This window comes from Pseudomonas sp. 910_23, assembly GCF_052850795.1.
Genome location: NZ_VXCZ01000019.1, coordinates 1 through 14405, shown reverse-complemented (window position 1 = coordinate 14405; position 14405 = coordinate 1). Strand labels below are relative to the sequence as shown.

Annotated in this window: 15 protein-coding genes and 1 pseudogene; 8 read left to right on the top strand and 8 right to left on the bottom strand. The window is 58.5% G+C overall.

Going from position 1 to position 14405, the window contains the following annotated elements; translation table 11 throughout:
• The first annotated feature begins 207 nt into the window (after positions 1-207).
• The 4 genes from FW800_RS21145 to FW800_RS21130 are packed head-to-tail and all read left to right on the top strand — an operon-like array spanning position 208 to position 4658.
• Positions 208-1344 carry a KamA family radical SAM protein gene (locus tag FW800_RS21145; protein ID WP_236648024.1) on the top strand — a complete coding sequence of 379 codons (1137 nt, stop codon included), beginning with the start codon at positions 208-210 and terminating at the stop codon, positions 1342-1344.
• On the top strand, positions 1341-2708 hold the full coding sequence (locus FW800_RS21140; protein ID WP_446438396.1) for an ATP-grasp domain-containing protein: 1368 nt from the start codon (positions 1341-1343) through the stop codon (positions 2706-2708). The genes FW800_RS21145 and FW800_RS21140 overlap by 4 nt, the downstream gene beginning before the upstream one ends.
• Positions 2709-2712: 4 nt before the next feature.
• A complete protein-coding gene (locus FW800_RS21135; protein WP_103735451.1) occupies positions 2713-3429 on the top strand; it encodes a 2OG-Fe dioxygenase family protein in 717 nt (238 codons plus the stop codon).
• On the top strand, positions 3426-4658 hold the full coding sequence (locus tag FW800_RS21130) for an MFS transporter (RefSeq protein WP_148852230.1): 1233 nt from the start codon (positions 3426-3428) through the stop codon (positions 4656-4658). Before FW800_RS21135 ends, FW800_RS21130 begins: the two co-directional genes overlap by 4 nt.
• A gap of 119 nt (positions 4659-4777) precedes the next feature.
• Here the strand turns inward: FW800_RS21130 and FW800_RS21125 are convergent, their stop codons facing one another.
• Both FW800_RS21125 and soxR read right to left on the bottom strand, forming a co-directional pair.
• Positions 4778-5236: a VOC family protein gene (locus FW800_RS21125; RefSeq protein ID WP_248133356.1), complete on the bottom strand. Its 459-nt coding sequence runs from the start codon at positions 5234-5236 to the stop codon at positions 4778-4780.
• Positions 5237-5310: 74 nt separating this feature from the next.
• A complete protein-coding gene (gene soxR, locus FW800_RS21120) occupies positions 5311-5766 on the bottom strand; it encodes a redox-sensitive transcriptional activator SoxR (protein WP_078820804.1) in 456 nt (151 codons plus the stop codon).
• Positions 5767-5866: 100 nt separating this feature from the next.
• Here soxR and FW800_RS21115 point away from each other — a divergent pair, with 100 nt between their 5' ends.
• On the top strand, positions 5867-6232 hold the full coding sequence (locus FW800_RS21115; RefSeq protein ID WP_005786757.1) for an antibiotic biosynthesis monooxygenase: 366 nt from the start codon (positions 5867-5869) through the stop codon (positions 6230-6232).
• On the opposite strand, the gene FW800_RS21110 is transcribed toward FW800_RS21115, so the two are convergent.
• Both FW800_RS21110 and FW800_RS21105 read right to left on the bottom strand, forming a co-directional pair.
• Entirely contained in the window at positions 6221-7324 is a 1104-nt protein-coding gene (locus tag FW800_RS21110) for a sigma-54 interaction domain-containing protein (protein WP_446438395.1), read from the bottom strand. The two genes, FW800_RS21115 and FW800_RS21110, sit on opposite strands and share 12 nt — an antisense overlap.
• A 46-nt stretch (positions 7325-7370) precedes the next feature.
• A pseudogene (locus FW800_RS21105) lies at positions 7371-7454 on the bottom strand (hypothetical protein); the annotation flags it as partial.
• 381 nt (positions 7455-7835) lie between these two features.
• Between FW800_RS21105 and FW800_RS21100 the strand changes: the two are divergent.
• The 3 genes from FW800_RS21100 to FW800_RS21090 all read left to right on the top strand — a co-directional run bounded on the left by FW800_RS21100 (position 7836) and on the right by FW800_RS21090 (position 11356).
• The gene (locus FW800_RS21100) at positions 7836-8105 is read left to right on the top strand and encodes a hypothetical protein (protein WP_446438436.1); all 270 of its coding nucleotides are present in this window, start codon (positions 7836-7838) and stop codon (positions 8103-8105) included.
• A gap of 232 nt (positions 8106-8337) precedes the next feature.
• The gene (locus tag FW800_RS21095; RefSeq protein ID WP_446438394.1) at positions 8338-9498 is read left to right on the top strand and encodes a cysteine desulfurase family protein; all 1161 of its coding nucleotides are present in this window, start codon (positions 8338-8340) and stop codon (positions 9496-9498) included.
• A gap of 49 nt (positions 9499-9547) precedes the next feature.
• A complete protein-coding gene (locus FW800_RS21090) occupies positions 9548-11356 on the top strand; it encodes an aminopeptidase P family protein (RefSeq protein WP_078820807.1) in 1809 nt (602 codons plus the stop codon).
• 37 nt (positions 11357-11393) lie between these two features.
• Here the strand turns inward: FW800_RS21090 and FW800_RS21085 are convergent, their stop codons facing one another.
• The 4 genes from FW800_RS21085 to rhtA form a co-directional block, all read right to left on the bottom strand.
• Positions 11394-11984, bottom strand: a complete 591-nt coding sequence (locus FW800_RS21085) for a DsbA family protein (RefSeq protein WP_446438393.1) — start codon at positions 11982-11984, stop codon at positions 11394-11396.
• 35 nt (positions 11985-12019) lie between these two features.
• Positions 12020-12751, bottom strand: a complete 732-nt coding sequence (locus FW800_RS21080; protein ID WP_446438392.1) for an SDR family oxidoreductase — start codon at positions 12749-12751, stop codon at positions 12020-12022.
• A gap of 108 nt (positions 12752-12859) precedes the next feature.
• The gene (locus FW800_RS21075; protein ID WP_446438391.1) at positions 12860-13141 is read right to left on the bottom strand and encodes a hypothetical protein; all 282 of its coding nucleotides are present in this window, start codon (positions 13139-13141) and stop codon (positions 12860-12862) included.
• 162 nt (positions 13142-13303) lie between these two features.
• On the bottom strand, positions 13304-14191 hold the full coding sequence (gene rhtA / locus FW800_RS21070; protein WP_446438390.1) for a threonine/homoserine exporter RhtA: 888 nt from the start codon (positions 14189-14191) through the stop codon (positions 13304-13306).
• Positions 14192-14405: the final 214 nt, after the last annotated feature.

The following is a 14405-nucleotide window of genomic DNA, read 5'->3' as shown; positions in this document are numbered from 1 at the left end:
ATGACCGTGCTAGTCGTTTATTCGCGCCCTCAAGTGGCGAACTGTTATATCTCTCTGGTGCCGGTGATCAAATTAGTTACTTGATCGTGGTCTGTCGTATGCCCGTCGATTGCCATTGCTGCGAATAATACTTTTCCTGCGCTGGAAAAGTACGCGTCCCTATGCCTTAACAGAGAGTTCAAACTCATGTCGATTTTTGATCAAGCCATGCATCGTTCAGTTCAGTGGCAAGACTGGCGTTGGCAGCAGAAGAATGCCATCCGCGATGAACCTGCACTGCGCAATGCCTGCGGTGGATGGGGCGAGGCCACAACGGCGCATATCGAGCACAACTTGCAAGATCGCAAGATGCAGATCACGCCTTACTACATTGATTTGATCAAGCGTTCACTCACCACCGGCGAGGTGATGGACCACCCACTGTGGCGCCAGGTAGTACCGTATTGGAGCGAACAGGTGCAGGGCGACTATGACGGCAGTTCCGAAAACTGGGAACTCAATCATGAGATGAAGACGCCCATCTGCCAGCACAAGTACGACAACCGCGTGATCCTGCGCACCACCAACACCTGCAATGCCTATTGCCAGTTCTGTTTCGAGGCGCTGCGCACGCTGCAGGTGGGCACCGACAAAGCTAACGCCAACACCGACTCGTTCAAGGATTCGGTGGAGTACATCCGCGCTAACCCGGCGATTGAAGAGGTGATTCTCAGTGGCGGTGACCCACTGATGCTGGCCGACCGCAAGCTTGAGGAGATGCTGGCCGCATTGCGCGGCATTCGTGATGACCTGCTGATACGCATTCATTCGCGGGCTTTGAGTTTCAACCCGTTTCGCGTGACCGATGAGTTGGTGGCGATGCTGCACAAGTACAAAGTCAATGCATTTGGTGTGCATGTCTGCCACCCGCTTGAACTCAGTGCTGATTTTGCCCTCGCGGTTAAACGGATTCAGGGCGTGGTGCCGATAGTATTCTCTAACATGCCGCTGTTGCGTGGCGTGAATGATGATGAAGCGACGTTGCATAAATTATTCATTGATCTTTATCGTCTGGGCGTAAAGCCCTATTACTTATATCACTTCATGCCGTTTTCACCCGGTGCTTCAGAGTATAAGGCCTCGATCAGCCAAGCCATCGTCATAATGGATCGGCTCAAACGCCGCGTATCCAATATTGCCCTGCCCGAATATGTACTTCCTCACGCACAAGGCAAGTTCACCGTGCCGTTGTTGGACTTTGAAAAACCTGAAGACTTACCGCATTTTGAAGTTCGCGATGGGCAGCGTACTTACCGTTTTCGCAACTGGGAGGGCCAATGGTGCAGTTGGCAGGATGCGGTATGAAACAGGATGCGATTCTGTTTATTGATGTGGATGACAGCGCTTGCGCTCGCTACCGCTACCGGGAACCGCATTTCACGGTGGCCCGCGCCCACGGCTTGGCGTGTTTGACGGCCGCCGTGGCGGGGCGCAAGCACCTGCAACGACTCAGGGACGACAGTGACGAAGTGTTCCTGCTCGAAACGCTCAGTGAGCAGTCCATCCTGGAGTTGGTCGGACAGTTGGACGGGCGTTATCAGGTGCGGGGGATTTTCTGCCAGGCCGGGCACCCGTCCGCACAAGGGGAGGTGGGCTGTATCGTTGCGCAGGCGTGTCAGCGGTTGGGCTTGGTCTACAGCCACCCAGAGGCGATTGCGGCGTGCAATAACAAGTTCTTGATGCGCCGCGTGTTGAAACAGCATGAGTTGCGTTCGGTACCGTTCGTGCTGTGCAACAACGAACAGGAACTCCAGCAAGGCGCCGAGCGCGTGGGTTATCCACTGATCGCCAAACCGCCCTTTGGCGGGGCTTCGGCGTTTATCAAAAAATGCTCGAGCTGGGAGGAGCTACGCAGCCACTATCGGCATTTCGTGAATGATCATGGCGCCGCCGCTTATGCGGACTTCTACGGCTGTGCGCACGCCCTGCCGCCTGAGGACGGGCTGCGGCGTGAATACCTGCCAGGGCGCAGCATTCTGTTGGAAGGTTATATTCCTGGCATCGAAGGCAGTGTGGAATGTGTGATTGCCGTCGAGCGTGTCCATCCGCTGCTGATCAATGAAAAACTGCTGCTGACCGAGCGCAGCGGCACCGTCCTTGAGAACCTGCTGATTTCCCCGCCGACGTCGTTCAGCCAGGCCCAGTGTGAGCAGATCCGCCAGTACGCGGTGGACTGCCTGCACGCGGTGGGCCTGACCAACGCTGTGGTGCATTTCGAGTTTCGCATGACGGACGCAGGGCCGGTGGTCATCGAGATCAACCCGCGCCTGGGCGGACTGTATGTGAACTCGGCGTTCCGCGACTTGGCCGGTGTCGATCCTTATCAGTTGTACATGGGATTGTTGTTGGGCGAGAAGGGCATCAATGCACAGTTGGAGGCCGGCGCACATAAGATCGCCGAGGCGGGGCAACACTACGCGATGCTGGCGATTTATCCGCAGCACAGTGGCCTTTTCAGGGGCATTGACGGCCTGCAGTTCCTGGACCAACACCGCTCGGTGCTGGAATATGCCCCGCAGGACCCCGGCCACTACATTGACGCGGATATCGAGGAGCATTATTTGCTCAAATGCTGGGCCCAGGTTGGCAATGCCGCCGACGCTCATGCCTTGCACGATGCGTTGCAGCAACACCTGCGCATCCTCATCGATCCACCGGTTGCAGGATAGCGATATGGACATCCCTCAGATTTCGGCGCTTTTGCGCGAACATCACTTCTGTCATCGCCCGGACTTTCGCGAACTGGTCAAAGTTGAACCGGGTGAGGAGCAAAGCTTTCGCGCGTATTGGGATAACCTGGTGCGCGACGAGGCGTTCAGGACTTACACCCACCGCGAACGGCGCATCTTGCGCTATCGTCTGTTACCGTCACGGCAATTGCAGATCGACAGGAATACGGCGTTCAAATCGCCGGTCACCTACGCGGTGAACTATCGCCAGGGCGTGAACCACCTGAGCTATAGCGAGGAGGGCTTTATCGAGCACCCACTCATGCAGAAGCTGCTGGCGACGGACCTTGCAGTGATTGCCCCGCACCTGGGCGAACAGACCTATACGATCGATATCCATCAGTTCCGGGTGCGGGCGGATGGGCCATCGAGCAGCCCGACCACTTCGGGGATTCACCAGGACGGCCTGGATTGGGTGTTCATGCACTTTATTGGCGAATGCAACACGGTGCCGGTGGTGTCGGAGGTGTTTGCCGACGAAACGGAGCACAGCCGGCTGCTGCAACTGCCGATGGAGAAATTTCTGGAGACTATCGTGATCAACGACCGTGGGTTCTACCATCGGGCCGGGGAGGTGCGACCGCGGGTGGAGACGGCACCGGCCTGGCGCGATGTGCTCTTGGTAAGCCTGCGCAGTGTCGAGGAGGCACAGCCTGCATGAGCCACCATCAACAACTGAATCTGTCGACCCGCAACGCTCGTCTGATCATCTTTGCTCGCGGTGTGTCGGATTTTGGCGCGTTCCTCAACATGGTGGCGTTGTCCACTTATGTGTACTGGCTCAGCCAGAGCGTAGTGTTTGTCAGCATTTTCCTGGCGTGCCGGGTCACCGGCGGGATTGTCGCCAGCCTGTTTGGCATCCCGTTTTTTCGGCGGTTTGCCGGGCGTGGGACGTTGGCGGGGTTGGACCTGGCCCGGGCGCTGTTGCTGACGCCGCTGCTGGTGTTGTTACCGGCCCATCAACTCACCCTTCTTCCCTTTATCGCCTTCGGTATCGGCCTGTGCAATTCGCTGTTTGCCATTGGCCTCAACAGTCAGTTGCCCACCTGGGTCGCGCTGGAGCAGCGGGTGAATACCAATGCATGGATCACCTCGGCGGCCGCCACCGGCGCGGTCTTCGGAAGTTTGCTCTCCGGCTTGCTGATCGCCACGGGCGGATTTGAAGCGGTGTTTGCCGTCAACATCGGCACCTATGTGATTGCCGCTTGCCTGGTCTTGCCCTTGCGCGCGTTGTTTAGCGTTGCTGTTGCCGCGCATCGCGGGCTGGCCGCCGAATGGCACGAGCTGACCAAGGGGTTGCGCGGTGCGCCGGTGCTGGCCGCGATGTTGCTGATCAGCATGCTCGACACCCTTGGCAGCGCGGCCCATAACGTCGGCTGGCCAGTGCTGTCGCAGTACATTTCACCGGACACGGCCAAGACGGTCATGGGCTATCTGCTGGCCGTGTGGGCCTGTGGCAAGTTTGTTGGCGCGCGCATCGCCAGTGCAGTGTTGAAAGGTCGTGGCACCCAAGGCATGGAGCGCTTGTTCATGCTCGGTGTGGCGTTGATGTCCAGCGGCTTTATCCTGACATTCCAGCAGACCGAACTGTGGCTGGCGCTGTTGCTGGTGGTGTGGGCAGGGCTGGGCGATGGATTGTCCGAGGTGGCGTTGATCTCCCGTGCGCAAAGCGAGCCCGATAGCTTGCGCTTGCCGCTATTCAGCCTCTTGACCCTGATCCAGATGGCCGGTTTTGGCGTGGGCATGCTGGTGGTCGGGCCGTTCTATGTGACGTGGACGCCGGCCCAGGTGATCGTGTTGTTCCATGGGCTGCCATTGACCGCCTTGTTGGTCATGACGATATGGCTGGGGCGCAATGCGTACCGGGGTGTCAGATCGACAAACCCTTGAAGTGTTCCAGACTCCACACAGGCCTTTAGCTTGCCGGAGCAGGCCACGCGTGTTGGCCGGCTGGAACCTGGGGCAAGGCGTGGCGTGTTGCAGGCGCGAGCAAGCTCACGCCCACAGGGTTAATTTTGCTTGAACATCTGCATGGCACGCTGGCGGATTTGCTCCTCGGTCAGGTCCTCCTTATGGGTGGCCAGGAACCAGAGGTGACCGAACGGATCCTTCACACTCGCCGAGCGATCCCCATAGAACTGATCCTGCGGCTCGGACACTACGCTGGCGCCGGCATCAACCGCCTGTTTGAATTGTGCGTCCACGTCATTCACATACAGGTGCAAACCGACACTGGGATGTGAGTCGGGATTGCGCAGGGCCGTTTCGTCACAGGGCGTGCCTAGCATGATCACCGCTTCGTCAATACGCAGCTCCGCATGGCCGACCCTGCCGTCGGGCATGTCCAGGCGCATGAACACCGAGGCGCCAAAGGCCTTTTTGTAGAAATCTATCGCCTTTGCGGCCTCGTTGATGCCCAGGTAGGGAGTAATGCCGTGGTAACCCTCGGGAATAGGTTTAACGCTCATAACGTTCTCCTTTGATTGTGGTTATGGAGTTACAGCCTTTTCACTATAGGTCACGTTGCATTGCGCAACCGGCTTTACCGATCGGAATCAAGCGTGGGCTCCAGCAGTTGCGCACCAGGGCCACGCTCACCCAGCTGGTCATCGTGATTGCGCAACGGGCACGCCTCCATCGACAGGCACCCGCACCCGATACAACCATTGAGCTTGTCGCGCAGCAGCGTCAGCTTGTTGATGCGCTCATCCAGATCTTGACGCCACAAGGCCGACAGCCGTTCCCAGTCGTGAGCGTTCGGTGTGCGCCCATCGGGCAGGGCCCGCAATGCCTCGCCAATGGTCGCCAGCGGAATGCCCAGGCGTTGGGCAATTTTGATCAGCACCACCCGGCGCAGTACGTCCCGTGGATATCGCCGTTGATTGCCGGCATTGCGATTGCTCTTGATCAGCCCTTTGGATTCGTAGAAGTGCAGGGCGGTGACCGCTACGCCGCTGCGGGCGGCCAACTGACCGACGCTGAGTTCGTTGCTGAGCATGTAAGACTCCCAAACAGTGCTTGACCTCGACTTAACTAGAGGTTTTACCCTGCGTGACATCGAATCGCAAGATTCTGCCTACAGAGAAAGGGGAGTGCTCATGCAGGTATCAGAGAAAAATCGCAGCTTCACTCAATTGATCGAATTTCAGATCGAGCCCCGCCAGCAATCAGCCCTGGTGGCGGCCTTGACCACCCAGAGCGAGCGCCTCGCGGCAAGCCATGGTGGCTTTCTGAGTGCCAGCGTGCAGGTCAGCGATGATGGGCGGCGGGTGCTCAATTACCTGCAATGGCAATCCCGCGAGGACGGAGAAGCAGCCTTCAAGCGTTTCGAGCACGGCGACGAAGATTTCTGGACACTGATCCGCGCGCATCAAGCGACGGCTGTGACCTTCGGATCATTCCAGGTGTTGCGCAGTTTTGAGCGCAGTCAGGACGATGCTTTGCACTGCCGCTTAAATGGATAAATGCAGCATCCGTTCGCTCTGCAGCGTTTGCCCGGGCCGGCGTTTGTTTACCGCCAGCTCGCCGATCTTGATCAGGCGCGTGCGCGTGACGTTGCGGCTCAGGCCCAGCAGGTTGGCGGTGTGCACCTGGTTGTAATGGCTGAAGCGGTAAGCGGCGCGTAATAAAGCGTCCTCGACTTTTTCATGCAGGGCGCCGGCCTGTTCCTCGAAGAGCTTTTGAAACGCCCGCGCAAGCAAGGCTTCGGCGCTGTTGTCGGTGGCGTGCTGGCTGTCGTCCTGGCGCTCGATGCGCATATTCGACAGGCGCAGATCGTCGCGCTCGATCACGCCGTTGCGGCAGATCAGCAAGGTGTGGTGAATCACGTTTTCCAGCTCGCGAATATTGCCCGGCCAACTGTAGCGCTTGAGTTTGTGCTCGGCCTCGCTGCTGATGGTGATCGGGCCGTAGCCCAGACGCTGGCTGTAGGCTTGGATAAAGTGGCGGGTCAGCGGCAGGATATCGCCGGGGCGCTCGCGCAGCGGGCTCAGCTCCAGGCTGACCACATCGAGGCGGTAGTACAGATCTTCGCGAAAATGCCCGGCGTTGATGGCCTTTTCCAGTTGTACGTTGGTGGCGGCCAGGACTCTTACATCAATAGGTATGCTTTTGCGTGAGCCCAGGCGCACCACTTCGCGCTCCTGCAACACCCGCAGCAGTTTGACCTGGATGGCCATCGGCAGGTCGCCGATCTCATCGAGAAACAAGGTGCCGCCGTCTGCCTCTTCGAACCAGCCGGCCTTGGCGCTGAGGGCGCCGGTAAACGCGCCTTTCTCGTGGCCGAACAACTCGGCTTCTACCAGAGATTCAGAGAACGCCCCGCAGTTCACCGCTACGAACGGCCGGTTGCGCCGAGCGCTGAGGTTGTGGATATGCCGCGCCACCAGCTCTTTGCCGGTGCCGGTCTCGCCGATGATCAGCACGCTGGCTTCGCTGGGCGCCACTTGTTGGATATGGTCGAGCAGTGCCTGGGATTTGGGGTCTTCGAAGACCTGGGCCGTGGCGCGGATCGAGGTCGCAAGGGCGGGCGAGGGCGGTAGGGTCAAAAGCTGCATGGGCACCTCTCTCAGGAGTAGAACGTCGGGATCGGCAGGGACTGGCTCAATGCCCCAACGGCCCCGTCAGGCTGGTAACCCCGTACCCGGCCAGGCTGGCATACAGCTGCGGCAGCAACGGGAACACTAGTTAACAGCTCCTTTAACGGCGGGGTACTGAGCGACAGAGGTGAAGTAGGTTGAACAAGGGCTTTACCAACGGGTTCAGGCCTTGATCTGTATGGGTATGGCGCTCGCTGCCGAGAAAGGGAGTTGTTGTCTGACCGCAGTTTTGGGGTTGGCTATTGCCACTGCACAGTTGCTGACGTGTGAAGCTATTTATAGAGAAAATGATTTATTCCGTAAATGGATGTTTTTGCATATTTATAGATCTTTAAGGAATATTAGCAGCCGATTGTTAAAGGTGGCGTGCCGGTTGATAGCGACTATCACGGGCGATGATTTTTCAGTGGGAGGGACCGGGAGTAGCCTGTGTTCATTGACTTCAAACCACTTTCGCAGAGTCGCCGCCATGAACCGTTTCCTCGCTGTTTCGTTTTTACTTGTTACCTCTGTCCTTGCCGGATGTGCGTCCCATCCAGCCCCGGAATTGCGTCCATACACCGCCGAGGAGACCCGGCAATTGGCCCTGGAGGCGCTGAGCCGTCGCGGCTTGTCGTTTGACGAATATCAGCAGCAGCGCGCTACGTTGCTTGGCCAGCCACAGAAGCCTTTCTCTTTTGATCGCCAGGGTGAAATGAACGCCGAGCGCAGCGTAGTCCTGCATGGACGCCCCAGTTGAGCCGGCGTCTTGCGATAAAAAGCCCGAGGATTCCCTTAAGGAACCTCGGGCTTTTTGTTTGCCATGGAGCTACTTCAGCCTGTTAAGCTCAATTCCAGGAGCGTTCCTACGCACATTTAAATAAAGTTACCTTCTTTAATGGCATTCGATCGGTTAAACCTGACGACCTCTGTTCCGGTCGATGCCCCCCGAGACGCTGCTTTCGGGAGCACGCTCTGCGAGTTCTAACGTCATGAATAAACGTCCGTTGTATTTTGACTACGCCGCTACCACGCCGGTGGATGAGCGGGTTATCCAGGTGATGGTCGAGTGCCTGGGCTTCAATGCCAATTTTGGTAACCCGGCGTCCAGTTCCCATGCATTCGGCCAGGCGGCCCGGCACACGGTTGAACAGGCGCGTCGCCAGGTCGCTGAACTGGTCGGCGCCCAGCCGGAGCAGATCGTCTGGACCTCCGGCGCCACGGAGTCCAACAACCTGGCGCTCAAGGGGGTGACCCAGGCCCGTGGCGTGGCGGGTGGGCATATCATCACCAGCCAGATCGAGCACAAGGCCACACTGGATACTGCGCGGCAACTGCAGGAAGCCGGCGTGGCGGTGACCTACCTGGTGCCGGATGCGGACGGCTTGATCAGCGTCGAAGCGGTCAGCGAAGCCCTGCGCGAGGACACCTTCCTGGTCTCGCTGATGCTGGTCAATAACGAACTGGGTACCCTGAATGACATCCTGGCCATCGGTGCGCGGGTACGTGAGCATGGCGCGCTGTTTCATGTGGACGCGGCGCAAGGGGCTGGCAAGGTAGCCATCGACCTGGGCCTGTGGCCGGTGGATTTGATGTCGTTCTCCGCGCACAAGCTGTACGGCCCCAAAGGTATCGGCGCGTTGTATGTCGGGCCTTTGGCGCAGCAGAAAGTGCTGGCGCAGATTCATGGCGGTGGACACGAAGGGGGCTTGCGTTCTGGCACCCTGGCGACTCATCAGATTGCCGGCATGGGGACGGCGTTTGCCTTGGCGGCAGCGTCCTTTGCTGATGAGAAGGCTCGGATTGCAGCGTTGCGCCAGCGCCTGCTGGATCACCTGACGTCAGTTACCGGCTTGCGCCTCAATGGCAGCCCAACTCAGCGTATTCCACATACCCTGAGCCTTACGTTCAGCGAGGGTGAGTTCAACTCTGCCACACTGAGCGCGGGCATTGCCTTTTCCGCGACTTCGGCGTGCAATTCGGCAAGCAACGCACCGTCCCATGTGCTTCTGGCCCTGGGGCATGATGCTCGCACCGCCGGTCGTACCATTCGCTTGAGCCTTGGCCGGTTTACCACCGAACAGGACATCGACGAAGCCGCACAGTTGATCAAGGCAGCATTGGCCAGCGCCCCGGCGTTTTGGGCGGTCTGATTTATCATTGGCAACATATAACAATTATTCGTGGTTAGCAGGAGACACAATGAGTACGCAGCCTTTGACCCATGGAACGGTTCCCCAGCGCCTGGCGCATACCCGTGAACTGATGCGCCGCGAGGGCATTCACGCCCTGCTGGTGCCATCGGCTGACCCGCACTTGTCCGAATACTTGCCGGGCTACTGGCAGGGGCGCCAATGGTTGTCGGGGTTCCATGGTTCGGTGGGGACACTGATCGTCACGGCCGATTTTGCCGGGGTCTGGGCCGATAGCCGTTACTGGGAGCAGGCGACCAAGGAACTCAAGGGCAGTGGCATTGAGTTGGTAAAGCTGCAACCGGGCCAGCCTGGGCCGTTGGAATGGCTGGCCGAGCAAACCCCTGAAGGTGGCGTAGTGGCTGTGGACGGCGCGGTCATGGCCGTGGCTTCGGCACGTACTCTGGGGGGCAAGCTGGCCGAGCGCGGCGCCCGCTTGCGCACTGATATCGACCTGCTCGACGAAGTCTGGCAAGACCGCCCGACGCTACCAAACCAGCCGATCTACCAGCATCTGCCGCCTCAAGCCACCGTCAGCCGTGGCGAGAAACTCGCCGCACTGCGCGCCAGCTTGAAAGACAAGGGCGCCGATTGGCATTTCATCGCGACGCTGGACGACATCGCCTGGTTGTTCAACCTGCGTGGCGGTGATGTGTCCTTCAACCCGGTGTTTGTATCTTTTGCGTTGATCAACCAACAGCAGGCTACGTTGTTTGTCGCGCTGGGCAAGGTCGATGCCGAGTTGCGGGTGATGCTCGAGCAGGATGGCGTGACGTTGCGCGACTACAGCGAAGTGGCCGATGCACTGCGTGCCGTACCGTCGGGGGCCAGTTTGCAAGTGGACCCCGCACGCGTGACGGCCGGCTTGCTGGAAAATCTCGATGCCGGCGTCAAGCTGGTTGAAGGACTCAACCCGACTACGCTCGCAAAATCCCGCAAGAGCCTGGCGGACGCGGAACATATTCGTCAGGCCATGGAGCAGGATGGCGCTGCGTTGTGCGAATTTTTTGCCTGGCTCGACAGCGCCCTGGGCCGCGAGCGCATTACCGAACTGACGATCGACGAACACTTGACTGCGGCGCGTACCCGCCGCCCTGGCTATGTGTCGCTGAGCTTTAACACCATTGCTGCGTTCAACGCCAACGGCGCCATGCCGCATTACCACGCGACTGAACAAGAGCATGCCCTGATTGAAGGCGATGGCCTGCTATTGATCGATTCCGGTGGCCAGTACCTGGGCGGCACCACGGACATCACGCGGATGGTGCCCATCGGTACCCCGAGTGATGAGCAGAAGCGCGATTGCACGCGGGTACTCAAGGGTGTGATTGCCCTGTCCCGTGCACACTTCCCCAAAGGTATTCTCTCACCGTTGCTGGATGCGATTGCCCGTGCGCCGATCTGGGCCGAAGGGGTGGACTACGGTCACGGTACAGGTCATGGCGTAGGTTATTTCCTCAATGTGCATGAGGGGCCGCAGGTTATTGCCTACCAGGCCGCTGCCGCGCCACAAACAGCGATGCAACCCGGGATGATTACTTCCATCGAGCCGGGGACTTATCGCCCTGGTCGTTGGGGTGTACGCATCGAAAACCTGGTGTTGAACCGTGAAGCGGGCAAGACCGAGTTTGGAGAGTTCCTCAAGTTCGAAACCCTGACCTTGTGCCCGATTGACACCCGTTGCCTGGAACCGTCGTTGCTGACGGCGGATGAGCGCGAATGGTTCAACGCCTATCACGCCGAGGTGCGTGAGCGCTTGAGCCCGCTGCTCAGTGGTGCGGCGCTTGAGTGGTTGCAGGTGCGTACCACAGCTATTTGATTGGCTGCAGCCGGCCTGCGCCGGCTGCAAGCGATATTTAGCTGAGGGCTTCGCGCACGAAGTCCAGTCGGTCCTGACCAAAGAACAGCTGATTGCCTACAAAAAAGCTGGGGGCACCGAACACGCCGCGTTTAACGGCTTGTTCGGTTTTGTCCTTGAGCGCGTTTTTGACGGCTTCATCATTGGACAGGGCCAATACCTGCTCTGGGTCGAACCCATGCTCGGTCAGCACATGGGCCACGACCTCGAGATCGCCCAGGTGTCGGCCTTCCACCCAGAGGGCGCGGAACAGGCAGTCGATAAAGTCGGGGAAGCGCTCAGGCTCATGGATTTGTATGCCGGTGATTGCGCGCATCAGTACCAGTGTATTGATGGGAAAGTGCGGGTTGAACCTGAGCGGTACATTGTAGCGTTTGGCGTAGCGCGCCAAGTCATCCAGCATGTAGCGACCCTTGGCCGGCACAGTGATCGGTGAGGCGTTGCCAGTAGCCTTGAATACGCCGCCCAACAGCATCGGTTGATAGACCAGATGCGCGCCGGTCTCGGTGCAGAGTGCCGGTAGTTGGGTATAGGCCAGGTAAGTCGCGGGGCTACCGAGATCAAAGAAAAATTCCAGGGTTTTACTCATGGTCGATACTCGCTGCTTATTGTTATAGGGGCGTGTTACCAGGGTTCGTTCCAGGGGCGCAGGTCCAGCTCGAACGTCCAGGCGTCCCGGGGCTGGCTGTGCAGGTACCAGTAGTTTTCGGCGATGTGGTCAGGGTTGAGGAGGCCGTCCTGATCCTTGAGGGCATATTTTTGCGGGAAATTTTCGCGAATGAACTCGGTATCAATGGCGCCATCGACTACTACATGGGCGACGTGGATGTTCATCGGGCCTAATTCCCGCGCCATGCTTTGGGCCAGGGCGCGGATACCATGTTTGGCCCCGGCGAATGCGGCAAATCCCGCGGCCCCACGCAAGCCGGCAGTGGCGCCGGTGAACAGGATGGTGCCGCGTTTACGGGGGGCCATACGCTTGGCGACTTCGCGCGCGTTCAAGAAGCCGGAGAAACACGCCATCTCCCAAATCTTGAAGTACTTGCGTGCGGTTTCTTCCAGAATGCTGCAAGGCACGTTCGCACCGATGTTGAAGACGAACGCTTCAATGGGCCCCAGCTCCGTTTCGATTTGCTCTACCAGTGCGATCACGTCTTCTTCTTTACGTGCATCACAGGCAAAGCCATGGGCTTGCCCGCCCGCCAATTGAATGCTGTCTACCAGTGGTTGCAGTTTGTCGGCACTACGACGGGTAACGCAGGCGATGTAACCTTCGCGGGCAAAGCGCTTGGCTATGACGCCGCCGGTTGCGTCACCGGCGCCTACCACCAATACGATTTTGTTGTTGTGCGTCATGGGAACTCCATTGGCTCGATGATCGAGCAGGAGTTTAGTCGCCATGTCGTAAATGGCCTGGCCTGTGTGGAAATTTAAGATGAGCAGTCAGGGAGACTGCTCGGGCAGCTATTTGCAGATGACGATCATGCTGCGGCTGGTATAGCCGGCAGGGTTGAGACCGAAGGGATAGTCCCCTGGCTCTTCGGAGTTGTCGCCGGACTTGGCAATCACTCGATAACCCTTGGCGCCGCATGAACTGGCGGCACTGGTGTAGCACTGGTCCCAGGAGGAGGACAGGCCCGAACAGTTGATATGCAGTCCTTTTTTACCGCGTTTCACTTCTGTTTTAGTGGTGGCGGCACACCCCGCGATGCCCACAACCAGCAACAGTATCAAAATTCGTTTCATTCCCATCCTTAATAGCCGCCCTGCAAAGAACAGGGCTGCTTTACTCGCTCTCGAGCGAAGCGTTCATGCAGTCCGTGTCGAAATTCTCCATGAATGACATTCGGTTACGGCCTAAACATGGCCTAAATGAGCGGCAAATACCAGAGCTGGGGTTAAAGATGATCAGTCGGCGGGTACCAGTGGTTTGGATTCGTGGCGCATCGTCAAAGTGGCACCGACCGAGGCCAGGATAATGCAGGTGATGGCCAGCCACTGGGCGAGCGATAGATGCTCGTGCAGGAAAAACAGGCCAGAGAGGGCGCCGAACGCCGGCTCGATACTCATCAGTGTGCCGAAAGTACGGGCGGGAAGGCGTGTTAGTGCGACCATCTCAAGGGTGTAGGGCAGGGCAGTGGACAGAATCGCCACGCCGATGGCGACAGGGATCAGTGCCGGCGTCAGCAGCGCGGCGCCGGCATGCACGATGCCGATCGGTGCAACGAAGAGGGCGGCAATCATTACCCCGAGCGCGGCGGTCTGGACGCCATTGTCATTTCCCGCCTTTTGGCCGAACAAAATGTAGAGCGCCCAGCATACGCCGGCGCCCAGCGCGTAAGCGGCCCCTATCAGATCAATGCCGCTAGTGGCCTTGTCCGTCGGAATCAACAGAAGCAGGCCAATGATCGCCAGAGCAATCCACACGAAGTCGACAGCTAGGCGCGAGGCATAGATAGCTACAGCAAGCGGGCCTGTGAATTCGAGCGCTACGGCAATTCCCAGGGGGACAGTGCGCAGTGACATATAGAAGAGGAAGTTCATGCCACCTAGCGCCATCCCGTAGATGATCACTGTGCGCAGTGACTTGGCCGTCAGCTTGGCGCGCCATGGTCGCAATATGAGCAGCATGATCACACTGGCAAAAATCAAACGCAGGGCGGTGGTGCCTTGTGCGCCGACAACGGGAAACATGCTCTTGGCCAATGATGCCCCGGATTGAATGGAGGCCATGGCGATCAACAGCAGGCCGACGGGAAACAGTGCCGAGGCCAGGCTGCGGGGTGAAGTGGTCATTGAGAGGGCTCTTCTGAGGTCGTAGTCAATAAGCAGAAGACGCTATGATGCTTAACTGTCAAGCGATGAGCAATATATTGCTCAAATCGCACGCAGTGGTTGTCTATATAGTGTAATTCTTGAGTTTGCCGCGGATTTAATAGAAAACCCAAATTAAGAGTTGACGGCAGATTCTGGAAGCCTATAATTCGCCCCACTTCCGGCGCAGTCGAAA

Excerpts from the sequence above, each read along its gene's own strand:
- FW800_RS21145 (WP_236648024.1), top strand. The coding sequence starts at position 208 with ATGCATCGTTCAGTTCAGTGGCAAGACTGGCGTTGGCAGCAGAAGAAT.
- FW800_RS21140 (WP_446438396.1), top strand. The coding sequence starts at position 1,341 with ATGAAACAGGATGCGATTCTGTTTATTGATGTGGATGACAGCGCTTGC.
- FW800_RS21135 (WP_103735451.1), top strand. The coding sequence starts at position 2,713 with ATGGACATCCCTCAGATTTCGGCGCTTTTGCGCGAACATCACTTCTGT.
- FW800_RS21130 (WP_148852230.1), top strand. The coding sequence starts at position 3,426 with ATGAGCCACCATCAACAACTGAATCTGTCGACCCGCAACGCTCGTCTG.
- FW800_RS21125 (WP_248133356.1), bottom strand. The coding sequence starts at position 5,236 with ATGAGCGTTAAACCTATTCCCGAGGGTTACCACGGCATTACTCCCTAC.
- soxR (WP_078820804.1), bottom strand. The coding sequence starts at position 5,766 with ATGCTCAGCAACGAACTCAGCGTCGGTCAGTTGGCCGCCCGCAGCGGC.
- FW800_RS21115 (WP_005786757.1), top strand. The coding sequence starts at position 5,867 with ATGCAGGTATCAGAGAAAAATCGCAGCTTCACTCAATTGATCGAATTT.
- FW800_RS21110 (WP_446438395.1), bottom strand. The coding sequence starts at position 7,324 with ATGCAGCTTTTGACCCTACCGCCCTCGCCCGCCCTTGCGACCTCGATC.
- FW800_RS21100 (WP_446438436.1), top strand. The coding sequence starts at position 7,836 with ATGAACCGTTTCCTCGCTGTTTCGTTTTTACTTGTTACCTCTGTCCTT.
- FW800_RS21095 (WP_446438394.1), top strand. The coding sequence starts at position 8,338 with ATGAATAAACGTCCGTTGTATTTTGACTACGCCGCTACCACGCCGGTG.
- FW800_RS21090 (WP_078820807.1), top strand. The coding sequence starts at position 9,548 with ATGAGTACGCAGCCTTTGACCCATGGAACGGTTCCCCAGCGCCTGGCG.
- FW800_RS21085 (WP_446438393.1), bottom strand. The coding sequence starts at position 11,984 with ATGAGTAAAACCCTGGAATTTTTCTTTGATCTCGGTAGCCCCGCGACT.
- FW800_RS21080 (WP_446438392.1), bottom strand. The coding sequence starts at position 12,751 with ATGACGCACAACAACAAAATCGTATTGGTGGTAGGCGCCGGTGACGCA.
- FW800_RS21075 (WP_446438391.1), bottom strand. The coding sequence starts at position 13,141 with ATGAAACGAATTTTGATACTGTTGCTGGTTGTGGGCATCGCGGGGTGT.
- rhtA (WP_446438390.1), bottom strand. The coding sequence starts at position 14,191 with ATGACCACTTCACCCCGCAGCCTGGCCTCGGCACTGTTTCCCGTCGGC.